We start from the raw sequence: 16,513 nt of genomic DNA, 5'->3' as shown, positions 1-16,513 counted from the left end.
CCCCTACTTATTCGAAGCATTCGCAAAAGCGACAATATCTTTGGCTAACTGCTTGTCATCTTGCGGCAAGCTATCAACAAATTCCATTACGGTCTTCATCGAATACCCTTTGATGTTCCCGACAAAGATTTTTTCGTAAACTACTTCATCATTTCTTTCTTTATCCAATAACAATTCTTCATATAATTTTTCACCTGGGCGAATCCCTGTTTCAACAATTTCGATTTCATCTTCACTATAGCCGCTCAAACGAATCATATTTTTTGCCAGATCAACGATTTTCACTGGTTCACTCATATCTAAAACAAAGATTTCGCCACCTTTTGCTAGCGCTCCTGATTGAATCACTAATCGGCTTGCTTCAGGAATCGTCATGAAATAGCGGCTCATGCGGAAATCAGTGATCGTCACTGGTCCGCCTTTTGCAATTTGTTCACGAAAGACTGGGATCACACTGCCTCGAGAACCCAGTACATTCCCGAAACGCACTGCTGAAAACTTCGTGCATAATTCTTCATTCAATCCTGTCACGATCATTTCAGCGATTCGTTTGGTTGAGCCCATGACATTTGGCGGGTTGTTAGCTTTATCTGTCGATACCATGACGAAATTCTTGACCTTGGCTACTTTCGCTGCTTCTGCCACATTTTTTGTTCCAAAAATATTGTTTTTGACTGCTTCTTTTGGATTGCATTCCATCAATGGAACATGCTTGTGAGCTGCTGCATGATAGACGATATCTGGCTGATGCTGCGCCATGATCTCATGGATTTTCTTTCGATCTTGTATATCCGCAATAATCGGTACAATTTCTGTACGTTTCTTTTTATCATTTATACGCAATTCACGATCAATGAGATAAATCGAATTTTCTCCATGACCTAGCAACAATAACTTCGCAGGACAAAATTGAATGATTTGGCGACAGATTTCTGAACCAATCGAACCGCCCGCACCTGTGACAAGAATCACTTTTCCTGTGATTTGGTCTTGGATCGATTCAATATCCAGTTCTACTTCGTCTCTTCCTAACAAATCGACTACATCGATTTTTTTCAACTTAGACACGCTAGTTTTTCCCGAAGCAAGTTCTTCCATGGAAGGCATCGTGCTGACTTTGACATGAGAAGATTCAACTAATTCAAATAGTTCACGTAATTTTTCTCGTGATAAGGAAGGAATAGCGATAGTGACCATTTCGACATCATATTTTTGAATTAATTCAGGCAAATCTTTTAGCATCCCTAATACTTTTTTACCTGAAAGATAGATATTTTGTTTGTTAGGATCATCATCGACAAACCCCACTACACGAATACTTTGAGCAGTTTTAGACCCTATAAAACTGTTATATAAAATACGGCCGCCTTCACCAGCACCAACAATGATTGTATTTTTAGCTGATTCAACGGATGAATAGCTTCTGTTTTTTCTTTCGACATAAATCCGCCAGACCAAACGACTGCCTATGATCAACAATAATGAGAGAAGATAAATGAATGTCACTAAGCGTAGACTATAACGTTCATTGAAAAAAGATAAAACAATAATACTTGAACCTGCACTTGCGGTTAGCGAGCCGAAAATCACAATCATCTCTCTTAAATTTGTATAGCGGTTAATCCTAGTAAATACTTTGAATAAACTGCCATAAAACAAGTAGAAACCCACAGATAAACCTGCCGAAACAAAAACAAGATTTCTTGGTATACCGACAAATGGTTTCATGAACTCTACAGCTTCTATATTGGCGGCAATCAATAATAAACTATCCACTAAAATCAAGGTAATGATCTTTCTTCTCCTTGTTAATACAAACACCCTATATTCCCCCTAAAATAACCCAAACTTCTTCTTCACTTCTGTATATTCTGGATAAACAACCTCATCTCCATTGATTAAATCCTTTGCTACTTGTTTCATCTGCGCTACTTTTTCCTGTCCAAAATCCTTGGCTATCTGCTCATAGCATTCTTTGAGATAAAAGGTTCGTTTAGATATACCATGGGCATCTGACGCAGTCATTTGGACCAGATTATGTTTGACCATTGTTTTGGCTGTTTTTTGGATATCTTTACCAAACACACCCATGTAACTGGGTGCAGTCAATTGAGCAAGGCATCCCATATCGAGGAAGGGCACTAAATGATTGGGATTTTTTCTGAAGTGTGCATTGCGTTCTGGATGAACAATGACGGGTCTCTTTCCCATTTGCAGCAATTCAAAAAAAAGCCGTTCTGCATATAACGGCACTTCCAGTGTCGGAAATTCAATCAATAAATAGGTATCATCTAGGTCTGTAAATAAGATTTCATCTCGACGGATGTCTTCAACCAAATCACCGGTGATTCTTATTTCTTGTCCTTCCAATAACGTTATTGGCAACTGTCGTTTGTCAAATTCAGATTGCACAAAAGAGACCAGAGAAATCACTTCCGACTTTTCATTTCGATACTTTCCATTGTTGTGATGGGGCGTACACAGAATATGTGTGATGCCCTGGCTAATTGCTTTTTCCGCCATGGCAATACTTGCTTCTAGTGTTTCTGCACCGTCATCGATCCCTGGTAAAATATGACAATGTAAATCAATCATTTCTCTCGTCTCCTATAAGTTAATCTCCGTAATAATAGCCTGCATCTTTGCTGTGTTCTGCTCCGTTATACACAACGCCGAGGACTTTTGCTTGAGCCATGTCTAACAGTTCTTTTGCTTTTGTCAATGACTCTTTGCGTGACGTGTTTTCGCGTACAACTAATAACGTACCGTCTGTTTTTGAAGACATGATTTGGGCATCTGTGACTGCAACGACTGGCGGCATGTCAAAAATAATGACATCATAAAGATCTTTTGCTTCTGCTAAAAGCTGATCCATTCTTGGGGAATTCAGCAATTCTGATGGGTTTGGTGGTTTAGGACCACTAGGCAAAACAGACAGATTCTCAATTGGTGTTTTCTGTACTTCATCTGCAATATTCCCTGCCGTGCTGAGGATCGTGCTTAACCCGCTGATATTGGTCAATTTAAACGTTTTATATAAAACTGGTTTCCGCAAATCGGCATCTACTAATAAAACGCGTTGGCCAGATTTTGCAAATACAACAGCCATATTCGCTGCAGTTGTTGATTTTCCTTCTCCTGGTCCAGAAGAAGTAACAACGATCGTTTTGATTTGCTGACCACCTGGTGAAGCAAATTGGATATTCGTTCGGATCATGCGGTATTGTTCAGCTACCGGTGAAGAAGGGTTTGTAAATGTAATCAAGCTGACTGCTTGTGTTTGTGGTGTTTTTTGTTTGTGTGCCATTTTTCTTCCTCCTAGACTCTTGAGCGGTTTCTGCGTGAAGGGCCGTTTTTTTCATTTACTGTTCCAGGATGTACAGGAGCGGGTCCTTTTTTGCGAATACCAGCATTTAATTCTTTCGCTGACATTTCAGGAACTGTTCCTAAAACCTGGAAGCCTAATGTTTCAGTTACGAATTTTTTATCCTTCACTGTTCGGTCAAGCAATTCCATCAAGAACGCAATCCCGATACCGACCATTAAACCTAATATCAAACCAATGACTAAGTTCAATTTGTTATTTGGAGAAACAGGTGTCGTATTCGCAACAGCTGCTGAAATAATTGAGATCTTATCAACATTCATCACATCTTTAGCATTTTCTTGAAAGACTTGTGCTGTCATATTGGCGACTTTTTGTGCCGTTACTGCATTCGTATCTGTTGCCTGGATCGAGAACATCTGTGAATTTTGAGACTGATTAACTGAAATAGATTCTTTTATTTCTCCAGCCGTCATTTTCACGTTGTCTTCCGTTTCCAATCGGTCTTTGACTTCATTTAAAACCAAGTCGCTGACGATCATATCTTTATACGTATTGATCATTTGCAAGTTCATATTGACATCATTTGCATTGGTCGTATCTGACTGCGGCAAGGTCACGATCAGCTGTGCTTGTGAACTGTATTTAGGTGTTAAGATAAAGAATGTTGCAACTCCTGCGATTGCTAAACCGGCAAACATTGAAATAAGGATGGTTACCAAATGTTTACGCAATGTTTCAAAAATTTCTTTTAAGCTGATTGTCTCTTCCATTTTTTCTCCACTTTCCTATTTAGTCTCTAGATTTAATTGGTCTTTTAATTCTTTTTGTACACGTTCAAGCTCTTGATCACTTACTCTTTGATAGGAGATGCCGTCTTGCATAAATCCTTCTCCCTGCATTTGATCTTGTTTGATCGTGCCAAATGCATCGCGGTAATCGAAAGCGATTTTTCGCATATCAGTAAAACTCATATCAGTTCTCATATTTGTTTCTAAAGCATTTAAGACGGATTGGTAGTTGCTGACACCATTTAGACTCAAGACTTTTCTCGCTATTCCTTCAACGATTTTCCGTTGACGTTCTTGCCTTCCATAGTCCCCATTTGGATCTTCATAACGCATCCGGGAATATGCTAATGCTTGATCGCCATCTAATGTGGTTTTTCCGATGGTGAAATCATAACCGTCTTGTGAAAAAGTGATGTCATTGTTGACTTCGATACCGCCCACAGCATCAACCAATTCTTTTAAACCCTTCATGTTGATGGATACATAATGATCGATTGGAATATCTAAGTAATTTTGAACAGTATCCATCGCCATGGCTGCTCCGCCGAATGCATAGGCATGGTTGATTTTATCTGTTGTATTATGTCCAACAATCTCGACATAGGTATCTCGAGGAATGCTGACGATGGTTGTTTGTTTATCTTCTGGACTTACTGTAGCAACCATCATCGTGTCAGAACGGCCTTGGTCTACACGTCCTAAATCTCCTGTATCTATCCCCATCAATAAAACCGAAAAAGATTCTTGCTTTGCTAAATCAACTGGTGTTGTTCTAGGACCCTCTGCTCTTTCCACTGTTTGATAGGTTTCCTTGATTGAATGGGAGAGATCTAGATACAGTTTAGTTCCCACCCCAACAACTGCTAAAACCAGTACAACAACGATTCCTAAAATAATCAAAAATATTTTTTTCCCTCTTGATTTTCTTGTTTGCTTTGCCATTTTCCCCTCCGTTAACGAAACTCTTGTACTTGTTCATCAATAACTCACCGTACCGTAGCCCATTTGTTGAGCGACTGTTTCTGCCATCGCTGTGTATTTTTCTTTTATTTTTTCGTTTCGGACTTGTTCGATTTGATTAAGTGCTGTCAAATATTGATCATAAGTAGCCTCAGCAGTTACTTGACCGTCTTTTAATAAAGTATCAAATGCTTGATTTAATTCATTGACCTGTGCGACTTGTGCGTCAGCAAATCCTAAATACTGGATCATCGATGTTTTCCAAGCGTTTTCTTTGAAAAAGTTCAAGTTTTCACGTATGTTGGCAATATCCTTTTTCGTTATATTTTCTCTAATAATTACATCATCTTCAGCTTGTTGCCAATTAGAGATATTTTCAGTAAAAAGTTGATTCACAGATTCTTGTACGTTTAGTTTTGCTTCTGCATCTTTTAATTGGTTCGATACAGTTTCTTTTGTGGTTTGGATAGCAGCAGCTTCTTGTGGAAGTTCTGATTGGTCGATGCCGTAGTCGTCTGCTGACAACTTGACGGAAGATAATCTGCTGGAGAGTCTAGAGGTCTCGTCCTTTGTTGCTTCTGGTTTCAGAAAAACTTTCTCTTTTGTGCTATATAAATTGTCTGCTTCTTGTGATAAAGAAGCTAAGGTATCTTTTTGATCGAGGATGGCAGATTCAGCATATGCAATGCGTTGTTCGTGCTGTTTTTGGTTATTTATGTAATAGCCAAATCCACAAATCACCGCCGCGCCTAATCCTACCGCAGTAACAGCGAATATTTTAACAAGCGGTTTCTCCATATATTCACTCCTAATCATTTATTATACATGAGTAAAAAAATAAGTGCTTTTTCATAACATAAAAATCATCCATCTCAAGTATAAACGAATCAAAAAATTAAATAAAGAACTTTCTTAAATATAATCATTAAAAGGGCTCTATGTAATCTTACCATAAACTTCTTTTTTATTAAAGAATTGCCAAATTTAAGATTAAAACGAACAATAAAAAAATAACACTTTACAGATTTTAACTATGTAAATTCTTTTTTATCAACCGTTTTGTTTTTTTACACAAAAAAATAAAATAACAATATTAATAATTAAGGCTCTATAATTTTCAGTTGTCTCTCTCTACCAACACTAAATGTCGAAGAGCCTTTCTTTTTTGCACCTCGGACAATAGAGAGGAAAACCTTTCATTTCAGTATTTTCTTGTATCATTGTTCAGGTTTTATTGCCGCAGACAGGACAAAGTATTCATTGTTGCTTACTCATTTCTATTATCCTTTGTTTGAAATAATTTCTTATTCATTTTTTTACATTATATCTGCCTATGCAAAACTGTATTACCCATATAATTACAAAAATTAAAGCGAAAATACCTAGATAGATTAAAAATCCAACAACACTATGTTCCATCCAATATGCAAAATAAGCGATTGGTAACATTATTACTGAAATAATTGAAAAGTAAATTCCTGTCTGCTTTACAATGCTCCAACTATCCATTTCCCATATTAATGAACTTGCTGCAAATCCTGCACCTAGTGCCCCACAAAGAATTGTTTGGAAAATGACAGCATTGATTTCATTCCCCATAATTGATATGAGTTCGGGTACACAAGGCGAGTAATGTCCATTTGCCCAACCAAGAGAAATCAAGATCGTAATTAAATAGCCCATTGTAATCCCAAGCGGAATACCTAAAAGACTACGCTTAATAATGTTCTTTTTCATAAAATTCACCTCATATTCCTAATACCTTTTTTAGTTTTGGAACATAGTGTCTGGATACATATGTTGTTATTCCATTTGATAATTTAACGCAAATTGTACCTGTAAAACTCAAGTCAAAATTATTGACTTTTTTTAAGTTAATAATTTCCGAATTTGATATACGAATGAATTGATTGGAAGGTAGTCGATTTTCTATCTCATATAACCTAAGTCGAAGAATATATTCCCCTTTGTTAGTAACCGCATAAACTTTTCCAGAATTTGCATAAATGCGAATCAAATCTGTCTGTTCCAATATTTCAATTTTTTCATCTTTAAAACCCGAAATTATTTGTGAGGCATTTTCTGAAATTTTTTTTACAATATTGCTCACATCTTCTGTCATTGAAGCAGTCAGTATGATTACTTTGGGGTCGATACATGAACTGTCAATTTTAATCTCGACCTGCATGATAATCACCTCTTTCTTTTTTACAATGCCATTATAGGTAAAGCAGATAATAGTTTCAATGGATTTGCGATAGTTGGTTGATTTCAAAACACAACTGGTCAGAAAATCTTTCTGATTTTTATATGAACAACGTCAGAGGGGTCTCCTTGCCGCTTTTTTCACTTATGCAAAGATAATTTCGTTGTCTACAATTTCCTTTGAACACGCATGTATGTTATTCATTCTCTTCGTCCACTCTAATAATCTATTGGTCTTTTTTCTTCTGTTTCGATTTGTACAAGATCTCCACTAGCATTTTTCTTGAACCAGTTCAGCAAATGCTTGTGTATTGCCAATTCGTAAACAAGAAACAATCAATATTTTTTTAACGTTTCTACTTCTTCTTGATTTTTTCTTATCATTTTAGGTAAAGTAATAAATCTAACAATAATGAAGCTTATAAACGCTATTAAAAAGTAGTGCTTACTACTGGTATAGCAATATTTATCCTAGGACTTTCAACACTCCTCAGGTTTACGACGAACCTTACGGAAGTGTCTTTATTCCAGATTCAAATCATCGCTTTTTATTGACTATAAAAACTATTTTAGAAATTTTGTCGTTCAATCTATTATACTAAGATGCTATGGCACATCTAAATCTGCTCCTTGAAATGTTAATATACTGATAGAAACTATTATATTTTCAAGGAATAATTTCTTTCTAACTAAAAGAACTTTATAATTTAGAGTAAAAAAACTCGTTTAGTTAGAAAAATGGAAAGGGGACTTTTTTATTTGACTTTAAATTTTAAAATTGCTTCTATTAATTTCGTTTCTAGTTGTCTTAACATAAATTCATCCATATACGTGGTTAATCTTCCTGCTTCATCAAATTCCTTTGATAAACACAAACTAACCATATACTTATTATAATGTTTAAGTATAATTTTTATCGAAATCGGATCTCCATCTACAGCAGATAAAACAATCGATATTGGAACTAGTGAGTAGTAACTTTTTCTTTTTTCTACCATAGAGCATACCTCGTTTTTAATTGTTCAATTGCTTTTTTCCGTTGATACCAAATACCACTAGTACTCATGTTAAGTATTCTCGATATCTCTGAATCGTTAAACCCAGCAAAATAATAAAGTAAGACAATTTTTCTTTTTACTTCTGATAATTCATCAATTGCTGATGACAATCTTTGGTCTGAAACTAGTATCTCCATTCCTAGTAAAATATATCTACTTAGATTGTCAAACTTAGTCTGAGGATACTTGCTTTCATTAGTACTATTTAAAGTTTCTTCTCTTTTTTTCATTAAAGAGTTTCGTTTTCGTATGTTTTTTGTTTCATTTTTTAAAACTTTTTTACAATAAGCATCAAATCCATTGAGGCATTGATTTCATTATTTTCCCTCGCATTCTTGTATTTTTTTACAAAAAAAAGCAACCTAAGAATTCTTTCTTAGATTGCTTTTTCCTGTCTATTTTATTAACTCTGTACTCAAATAAACATACCTATGACTTCAACGACATCAATATAAGCATACTGAATAATTCGTTCTGTATTAGGAATATCTTTTCCATTCTCATATTTATCTATTGACCATTTTGTAATAGATGGATAAAAAAGTTTACCGAAATCTATCCTTTCTAAACGATAGTCCCTTCGAATTTTACGAAATCTAACCCCCAGCATAGAAGAATCCAATTTTTCAAATTTTCTAATCTTCTTTCCCTCTCCTAACATATTTCTATAATCTTCTCCATATAAGAGAGCAGGAACAGTTGTCCCACCAAGGTAAGCAACGTTCATCAATCTTTCCACATCAGGAATATTTACACCTTGTTCCCATCTATTAATCACATTTTTTCTAGCTGGACAAGTGAAGTTTTGACCAAATTTTTCTAAACTCTCTCCTCTATTTTTTCGAATAGTTTTTATTCTGTTTCCCATCAAGTTTTTATTAATACTCGGAAAATTTAAAGAAGCATCACCTAACTTAGTATCTATCAAACTTTCATTACCATCGTTTAACAAAAATAATGCAATTTTTCTTTGCATCTCCTTTGAGAGTTTTCTCCTTCCATTTAAAATATAACTTAATAAAACTTCACTAATTCCGATTTTATTTGCTAAATCTTTGTTAGATAAATTTTTTAAATCCCTATATTCTATTATTTGGTTAATCATATGACTCAAATTCTCTACTTCATTTTTTAACAATGAATCTACATTCAGAGCCTTGCTTAGCGCAATATCTACATTTTTTGAAATTCTTCTTGAACCATTCTCATACTTGACTAAAGCACTTTGAGAAATCCCTGTTAACTCAGATAGTTTCTTTTGAGTCAACTTTTGTTCTTTTCTTAAAGATTTTAAGATATTCCCAGTATTATTTTCAAAAATAAAAAGCACCTCCTTAATGAGCCGACCCCCAAAAGTTAGACCTAGAAATCTAACTTTTGGAGGTTTTTTTGTATGGCAAAATACAGTTTTGAATTTAAACTTAAACTTGTTCATGACTACTTATCTGGTCAAGGAGGTCTAAGGTTTCTCGCAAAGAAGTATGGGTTTAAAGATAGTTCTCAAATAAGCAAATGGATAAATGCCTATAAAGAACTTGGTGAAGAAGGACTACTTCGCAGTCGGAAAAATAAGAATTACTCTGTTCAATTTAAGCTAGATGCGATAGAGTTATATTTAACAACAGAGTTGTCCTATCAAGAAGTAGCTAATCTTCTAAAAATGAACAATCCATCATTGATTGCGAATTGGCTTAGAACGTATCAGAAGTTTGGTATAGAGGGACTCTCTAAACAGAAAGGACGTCCACCTACCATGTCTAAAAAGAAACGAAATGAACCCCAACCAATACCAAGTGAACGATCTCAAGTAGAGAAACTAGAAAAAGAAAATAGAATGTTAAAAATTGAGAATGCCTATTTAAAAGAATTGAGGAGACTGCGTTTAGAGGACGAACAAAAAATGAACGAATCGCACGAATCATTCACAGTCTCCGAAGACACTTTCGATTAAAAGATATTTTGGAAACCCTAAGGTTTCCAAAATCTACTTACATGTACTGGCAAAAACGCCTCGACAGAACAGCTTCAACACAAATCATTGAAGAAGAGATTCAAGCGATTCGTAAAAAACATCAACATTATGGCTATAGAAGGATAACCCAAGAATTGAAACGACGTGGATTTCAAGTGAATAAAAAGAAAGTCCAGCTATTAATACAAAAGTTAAAGTTACAAGTCAAAGCTTTTACTAAGAAATCCAGAAAATATAATTCCTATAAAGGAATCGTTGGTAAAATCGCTAAAAATTTAATTCGTCGCCGATTTAAAACCTCTGTTCCTCATCAAAAAATTACAACTGATACAACTGAATTTAAGTACTTTGAAGCAGATAACGCAGGCATCTTTCGTCAGAAAAAACTATACTTAGATCCATTTATGGATATGTATAATAGTGAAATTCTAAGCTATAGCCTTTCTACTCAACCAAATGGTAAAACAGTTATGGAAGGTCTGAAAGAAGCAATTTCTCAAACAAATGATTGTCCCTATCGGCGCACCTTTCACTCTGATCAAGGCTGGGCTTATCAAATGAATGTCTATATACAAACATTAAAGGACAACCATATCTTTCAAAGTATGTCTCGAAAAGGAACCTGTTTAGATAATTCTCCTATGGAGAATTTCTTCAGTATCCTAAAACAAGAAGTGTACTATGGAAAAATCTATCAAAGTCAAAATGAATTGATAGAAGCAATTGAGAACTACATTTATTATTACAATCATCACCGAATCAAGGAAAAACTTAACTGGAAAAGCCCAGTAGAATTTCGACAATTCAATCAAAAAACTGCATAAAAATAGAGTGGATTTTTCCACTCTATAAAAAGTCTAACTTTTTGGGGTCACTACATAATGAGATGCTTTTATCCTACACTGATAGAAAAAAATCTTCAAGAAAATATTCCAATTTTGTTAATTTTTTTATAGCTGTGACAGTCATATAACAGTTTAAATTTTTTTAAACAGCAAAATCACGTTTTTTAAACAACTCGAAACCCTTTATTTAATAGGCTTTTTTATTGATAACAAGCTATTTCACGTTATCCTGTTCATCCATAGGAGATGTTCCTAACCAGCTTCGTTTATTAATTGGGTTTCCAAAAGGATCTGAACCGTCTTGTGTCATAGTGTGCCAGTATGCTACAGCAAATCTTAAATGTTCTTTCATAGTCTTTCCCATAATTATTTCTTCTGGGTTATAGTGTCGAAATGCGTACATATTTTTTGTGTTAGTTCCTTCATATTTAATTTTTCCGATATTTGAGAAGTAAGCCATGTTAAAAGTCTCCTTATCATCTTTAAAATAGCTATTTCAATTCTATTAATAGTTTTATAATTTATATACTATTGAAAATTGATTAGCCAGAGGTTATTTTAATTTTTTTTTACTCTTCCTCAGTAATTTGTAACTTCGGTATTTTAATACTTTCGGTACCTATTTTCAATAAATGTTCTATAAGATTTTCCTCGTCTATGGCAAAGAATGATTCTAAAACCATTCCTAGATTAACTCCAGTTATTACCTGAATTCTTGAATCTTTGCTTGACATCATCATAGCCGCATTTGCTGGAGTTCCACCCATCAGATCTGCTAAAATTACAATTCTTTTTGCATCATTCAAAGTCCCAATAATTTTATCTAGTTTATTTAAGGTTCCTTCAATACCATCATCAATTTTCATAGAAACAACAGGATAATTGATTTGATCTCCTAAGATCATTTTAGCTGAATTCAAAATTTCTTTTGCCATAAAGCCATGGCTCATTAAGATTACTTCGTTGGTCATCATGATCTCCCTTACAATATATCTTTTAAAAAAGTCTTTTTATCATCTGGTGTCATAACTGTTGTTATTTCAATATCTAGACTTAATAGTTTCTCAAAAGCAGATCGTTCTTCATCCGTGACACTAATATTTGGTCTTAAAACAGAAGTATTATTACGATTTGACATATTACCAACATTAATTCTTTTTATTTCTAAATCATTTTCAATAAATGGTAATAAATCTACGGGTGATTTGACAATCATTAAAACATTTTGTCCTTCATATTTACCATTTTTAATATTACTAATAGCTGTTTCTTCAGTTATGATAGATGAGGAAATTCCAGCTGGAACTGCCATTCTTAAAACCTGCTTTTGTAAATCATTTTTAGCAACACTGTCGTTCACTACCATTAAACGTGTTACTCCCAATTTATTACTCCACATTGTAGCTACTTGACCATGTATTAAGCGATCATCAATTCTAATATTGTTAATGCCTTTCATTTCCATTGAAAATGCCTCCCATAAATTATTTTATTTTAAAATACCTAGAGCAGCTAAAATAATTGACAATACCATAACACCAAGAATTAAATAAATAGGTTTAACGTTCTTCTTTAATGCCCAGAAAACTAAACCAACTAATAATGCAGGCAATAAACCGGGCATTATTTGATCCAAAATATCTTGACCTTTCATTGAAAAATTACCCTGTTTAAAGTTTAAAGCAATATTCGCTTTAACAACTGAAGGTATTAATGCTCCTACGACCATTAAACCTAAAATCGAAGTTGACTCAGTTAATAATTTCAAACTTTTTTCTATAGTAGCAATTAATTTTGTACCTGAGGTATATCCTGCATTGAATAATGGAATACTAATTAATTTTAGCGCTACACTTACAACAATCCATAATAAAATTCCTACAGGACTACCATCAATTGCCATATTTGCTGCAATAGCACCAAAGATAGTCCAAGGAATAACTACAAATAAACTATCGCCCAAACCAGCTACTGGACCCATAAGCCCCGTCTTAATAGACGTTACAGCCTCTTCTGTATTTTCGTCAGCATTCTCTTCCATTGCTACATTAATGCCTAAAATGTAAGGTGCCACCCAAGGATTAGTATTAAAAAATTGTAAATGATTTAACACAGCTTTTTGTAATGCTTCTGGTTTATTTTTGTATGCTGTTTTTAAAAATGGTAACACTGCATAACAATATGCTAAAGCTTGCATCTTTTCATAATTAGAAGAAACTGAGCTTGTAAAAAACCATCTCCACAAAACACTTTGTTTAGTCTTTGTATCAACACTTAATTTTGTTACTTCAGTATTATTCATCGTCATCCATACCTCCTGCTGTATTAATTACAGTATTAATTACAGTATTCTTTACTAAATTTTGACTATTTTTTTTATAAATTATTAATGCAATAGCTGCACCTACAAGAGCTACTCCTAATAAAGGTATTTTCATGTAAACAGCCATTACAAATCCAATAACAAGATAACTGAAATATTCTTTTGCAGGTAAATATCGCAGTAGTAACCCGATACCAACAGCTGGTAATAATCCTCCGGCAACAGTTAATCCATTAGTTAGCCACTCTGGAGTATACGATAAAATTGTATTAATTAATGACGGACCGAAAATTACTGCCAATGCTACTGGTATACCTGTTGTTGCTGCTGTTAAAAATACACCAAACATTTGCATTTTGGTAATCATACTATAATCACCTTTTTTCACACCTGCTTCAGCTTTGTGAACCATCCAGATACCAATGGTATTTCTTATAACATCTAGTTGGACCATCAACAAAGCTACTGGTATGCCAATAGAAATCCCTACAGATGGTTCTTGTCCAGTAGTTATTGTAATAAAAGTTGCTACGATACTTGCTGTTTGATAGTCAGGGATTGAAGCTCCTCCAAAATTACTTATTCCCAAAGATAGTAACTGTAAAGTACCGCCAATAAATAAACCTGTTGATATATCACCTAGGATTAATCCTGTAACAAAACCTGCTGTTACAGGTTGATAAGTTCCAAACATTGTTGAGTTTTTTTCAAAGTTAATAAAAAATCCATACAGTACAATTAACACTAATTGAAGAATACTTGCTTCCATTAATTTTCCTCCTTAATTACATCAAATAATTTCGAAAATTTACTTTTTTCACTCGTTTTGATAAAAATTGGGATTTGTTGGATGTCTGCTTCTACTACCACTGTCTGTCCACCATCAAAGTTTTCTCTTGTCCATAGGTTTGTCCAACTTTCACCTTTTGGTAAATAAACTTCTCGACTGGTTTCTTTATAATTTTCAATTGGCGCAACGAGGATCGCGTCTCCAAATAAATAGGTATCCTCAATATTCCATGTATTCTTATCCTGTGGATATTCATAAAATAATGTTCTCATAAGTGGATCGCCAAACTCATGGGCCTGTGTCATCAATTTGCTAATATAAGGTTTCAATTCTTCTCGTATTTTTATATATTTCGTTAGTATTTGTTGTACTTCCTTACCATAAGACCAAATTTCATTTGGAGCTCCAGTAACCATTGATCCTCCCCCATGATCAGATAATGGTTTACTATGTGGTAAGCGATCACCATGCATTCGTAAAACTGGTGAAAATGTTGCATATTGGAACCAGCGAACTAGCAATTCTCTAAACTCAGGATCTTTAGGATCTCCTCCATGAAATCCTCCAATATCTGTTGTCCACCAAGGTAAACCAGCCAATCCAACATTTAATCCTGTATTTATTTGATTACGAAAAGCTTCAAAGCTGGAATCAATATCTCCTGACCATAACAAGGCTCCATAACGTTGAGCCCCTGCCCATCCGCCTCTTACAAGTGTAACAACTGATTGATTATTTCCTAAACCTTCAGAAATCATTGATAGATAGTCAATTGGATATAAATTTCCAATTTGTAAATCAGTTCCCTTTTTATATCGATAATTATCGAAATCATATACAGAATACCCAGGCTCAGCTACATCTAACCAAAAGTATTTAACACCTTTGTTAACATAATTCTTTTTAATAAGGCTCCAAACATATTCTCGTGCTTTATCATTAGTCATATCAACAAAAATTGTATTCCCTTGAATTTGCATTGTTAATCTAACGCCACGATTTACTTTCACTAAGTAGCCATTTTCTAGATATTCATCAAAGTTCATTGCATCAGTTTGTACAGTAGGCCATATGGAAATAATCGGCTCTACATTATATTCATCTCTTAATGCTCTTAAAAAATTTTCAGGTTGAGGCCAATATTCTTCATCAAATCGATATTCACCTTGTTTAGGCCAATGGAAATAGTCAATAGCGATAGTTGAAAGCTTTATTCCCAAAGCACAGTATTTTTTTACAACATCCATTACTTCATTTGGAGATTGATAGCGTAGTTTACTTTGCCATAATCCCAATAAGTTTTCAGGCATTTTAGGAACTTTACCAGTTAAATCACTATAACTTCGAAGTATCTCTTTTGGGGTATCGCCCGCAATTATTACATAGTCAATGTAATTAGTAGAAGCCATTTTCCATCGAGTCATGTTTTTAGCAAATGATACTTCTCCTATACCCGGATTATTCCATAAAAAACCATATCCTAAACTCGATACATAGAATGGTATAGATGCTTGTGAGTTTCTTTGAGCTAACTCTAGAACTGTATTCTTCAAATCAAGATAGGATTGTTGGTATTGTCCCATTCCAAAAATCTTCTCTTTTGTTTCAGATTCAAATCTAGTTGTAACTTGAAAACCACTTTGTAAATTAGAGCGGTATTCTCTAGACTTTAACTTCAACGTCGAATTAAAATCTTTAGTGATTTCAACTGTACCTGCATCTTCACTTCCATCATCATGCTTGACAGCTCTCAATCTGATAAACTCTTTTAATAGCACTTCATTTTTTTCATTATAAAAGGTCAATCGATCCCGATGGTCTAACACAACTCTAATTTTCCCGTTTATTAATTCCGTCTTATTTTCGTCTTGATTTATTATGACTGTACCTGAAGCATTAGGCTCACCAATTAAAGAATTAAGTCTATTTTCAAAGTTCATATCTGCAAATGATCTGACTCTAACAGCATTTTCTCCCCAAGCTTCTACAATCAATAATTCATCATCAAAGGCTCTCGAAAAAGATTTTGGTGTAACTTCAATCACATCTTCCATCCCGCTTTCAATTTCTTCTTAATTAGTTTGTGTAAGATCACAACACTAGTAATTGCAACAATACAAACGCTTTCATATGCATGCTCTTTTTTCGTGCCAATAAAATGTTATCAATTAATTTGTTTTCACGATAAACTAATTAACTAAAAAAAATAAACACAAAATAATAAGCAACAATGACTTGAAATTT

At 34.2% G+C, this 16,513-nt stretch carries 18 protein-coding genes and 2 pseudogenes; 2 read left to right on the top strand and 18 right to left on the bottom strand.

The genetic code is table 11. From position 1 onward, the window contains the following. Positions 1–3 precede the first annotated feature (3 nt). The 12 genes and pseudogenes from IGI80_RS15075 to IGI80_RS15020 form a co-directional block, all read right to left on the bottom strand. Positions 4–1,821, bottom strand: a complete 1,818-nt coding sequence (locus tag IGI80_RS15075; protein WP_438724109.1) for a polysaccharide biosynthesis protein — start codon at positions 1,819–1,821, stop codon at positions 4–6. Positions 1,822–1,833: 12 nt separating this feature from the next. Continuing rightward, positions 1,834–2,595, bottom strand: coding sequence for a tyrosine-protein phosphatase (locus IGI80_RS15070; RefSeq protein WP_438724108.1), 762 nt, complete (start codon positions 2,593–2,595; stop codon positions 1,834–1,836). A 19-nt stretch (positions 2,596–2,614) separates the two neighbouring features. Next, on the bottom strand, positions 2,615–3,307 hold the full coding sequence (locus tag IGI80_RS15065; RefSeq protein ID WP_438724107.1) for a CpsD/CapB family tyrosine-protein kinase: 693 nt from the start codon (positions 3,305–3,307) through the stop codon (positions 2,615–2,617). Positions 3,308–3,318: 11 nt separating this feature from the next. Beyond that, positions 3,319–4,098 carry a YveK family protein gene (locus tag IGI80_RS15060; protein ID WP_131750130.1) on the bottom strand — a complete coding sequence of 260 codons (780 nt, stop codon included), beginning with the start codon at positions 4,096–4,098 and terminating at the stop codon, positions 3,319–3,321. Positions 4,099–4,113: 15 nt separating this feature from the next. Then, entirely contained in the window at positions 4,114–5,058 is a 945-nt protein-coding gene (locus IGI80_RS15055) for an LCP family glycopolymer transferase (protein WP_131750131.1), read from the bottom strand. A 36-nt stretch (positions 5,059–5,094) separates the two neighbouring features. Then, positions 5,095–5,874: a hypothetical protein gene (locus IGI80_RS15050; RefSeq protein WP_438724106.1), complete on the bottom strand. Its 780-nt coding sequence runs from the start codon at positions 5,872–5,874 to the stop codon at positions 5,095–5,097. 342 nt (positions 5,875–6,216) lie between these two features. Next, on the bottom strand, positions 6,217–6,297 hold the full coding sequence (locus IGI80_RS15045; RefSeq protein ID WP_438724263.1) for a cysteine-rich KTR domain-containing protein: 81 nt from the start codon (positions 6,295–6,297) through the stop codon (positions 6,217–6,219). An 87-nt stretch (positions 6,298–6,384) separates the two neighbouring features. Further along, a complete protein-coding gene (locus IGI80_RS15040) occupies positions 6,385–6,813 on the bottom strand; it encodes a DUF3021 domain-containing protein (RefSeq protein ID WP_438724105.1) in 429 nt (142 codons plus the stop codon). Positions 6,814–6,823: 10 nt separating this feature from the next. Next, positions 6,824–7,264, bottom strand: coding sequence for a LytTR family DNA-binding domain-containing protein (locus tag IGI80_RS15035; RefSeq protein WP_438724104.1), 441 nt, complete (start codon positions 7,262–7,264; stop codon positions 6,824–6,826). 772 nt (positions 7,265–8,036) lie between these two features. After that, entirely contained in the window at positions 8,037–8,279 is a 243-nt protein-coding gene (locus IGI80_RS15030) for a helix-turn-helix domain-containing protein (RefSeq protein WP_438724103.1), read from the bottom strand. Further along, a pseudogene (locus IGI80_RS15025) lies at positions 8,273–8,635 on the bottom strand (RNA polymerase sigma factor); the annotation flags it as partial. The pseudogene IGI80_RS15025 and the gene IGI80_RS15030, both read right to left, overlap by 7 nt. Positions 8,636–8,754: 119 nt before the next feature. Next, positions 8,755–9,660, bottom strand: coding sequence for a helix-turn-helix domain-containing protein (locus IGI80_RS15020; RefSeq protein WP_438724262.1), 906 nt, complete (start codon positions 9,658–9,660; stop codon positions 8,755–8,757). Between the two features lie 72 nt (positions 9,661–9,732). Between IGI80_RS15020 and IGI80_RS15015 the strand changes: the two genes are divergently transcribed. Together IGI80_RS15015 and IGI80_RS15010 are read left to right on the top strand one after the other, a co-directional pair. After that, on the top strand, positions 9,733–10,290 hold the full coding sequence (locus IGI80_RS15015) for a transposase (protein ID WP_438724102.1): 558 nt from the start codon (positions 9,733–9,735) through the stop codon (positions 10,288–10,290). Next, a complete protein-coding gene (locus IGI80_RS15010) occupies positions 10,206–11,135 on the top strand; it encodes an IS3 family transposase (RefSeq protein ID WP_438724261.1) in 930 nt (309 codons plus the stop codon). The genes IGI80_RS15015 and IGI80_RS15010 overlap by 85 nt, the downstream gene beginning before the upstream one ends. 244 nt (positions 11,136–11,379) lie before the next feature. Here the strand turns inward: IGI80_RS15010 and IGI80_RS15005 are convergent. The 6 genes and pseudogenes from IGI80_RS15005 to IGI80_RS14980 form a co-directional block, all read right to left on the bottom strand. After that, positions 11,380–11,616, bottom strand: a pseudogene (locus tag IGI80_RS15005) (xylose isomerase); the annotation flags it as partial. Between the two features lie 109 nt (positions 11,617–11,725). Then, a complete protein-coding gene (locus IGI80_RS15000; protein ID WP_438724260.1) occupies positions 11,726–12,106 on the bottom strand; it encodes a PTS sugar transporter subunit IIA in 381 nt (126 codons plus the stop codon). Positions 12,107–12,138: 32 nt separating this feature from the next. After that, entirely contained in the window at positions 12,139–12,621 is a 483-nt protein-coding gene (locus IGI80_RS14995) for a PTS sugar transporter subunit IIB (RefSeq protein ID WP_438724101.1), read from the bottom strand. 24 nt (positions 12,622–12,645) lie between these two features. After that, entirely contained in the window at positions 12,646–13,458 is an 813-nt protein-coding gene (locus tag IGI80_RS14990) for a PTS system mannose/fructose/sorbose family transporter subunit IID (RefSeq protein ID WP_438724100.1), read from the bottom strand. Beyond that, positions 13,451–14,248 (bottom strand): PTS mannose/fructose/sorbose/N-acetylgalactosamine transporter subunit IIC, encoded by a 798-nt coding sequence (locus tag IGI80_RS14985; protein ID WP_438724099.1) that lies wholly within the window; start codon positions 14,246–14,248, stop codon positions 13,451–13,453. The genes IGI80_RS14990 and IGI80_RS14985 overlap by 8 nt, the downstream gene beginning before the upstream one ends. After that, positions 14,248–16,323 carry a glycoside hydrolase family 31 protein gene (locus IGI80_RS14980; protein ID WP_438724098.1) on the bottom strand — a complete coding sequence of 692 codons (2,076 nt, stop codon included), beginning with the start codon at positions 16,321–16,323 and terminating at the stop codon, positions 14,248–14,250. The genes IGI80_RS14985 and IGI80_RS14980 overlap by 1 nt, the downstream gene beginning before the upstream one ends. Positions 16,324–16,513 lie beyond the last annotated feature (190 nt).

Origin of the sequence: Enterococcus sp. DIV1420a (assembly GCF_051712165.1) — a bacterium.
Lineage (GTDB): Bacteria > Bacillota > Bacilli > Lactobacillales > Enterococcaceae > Enterococcus > Enterococcus faecalis.
Note: the sequence above shows the minus strand (reverse complement) of the source record. Positions and strands in the feature narration are given on the sequence as shown.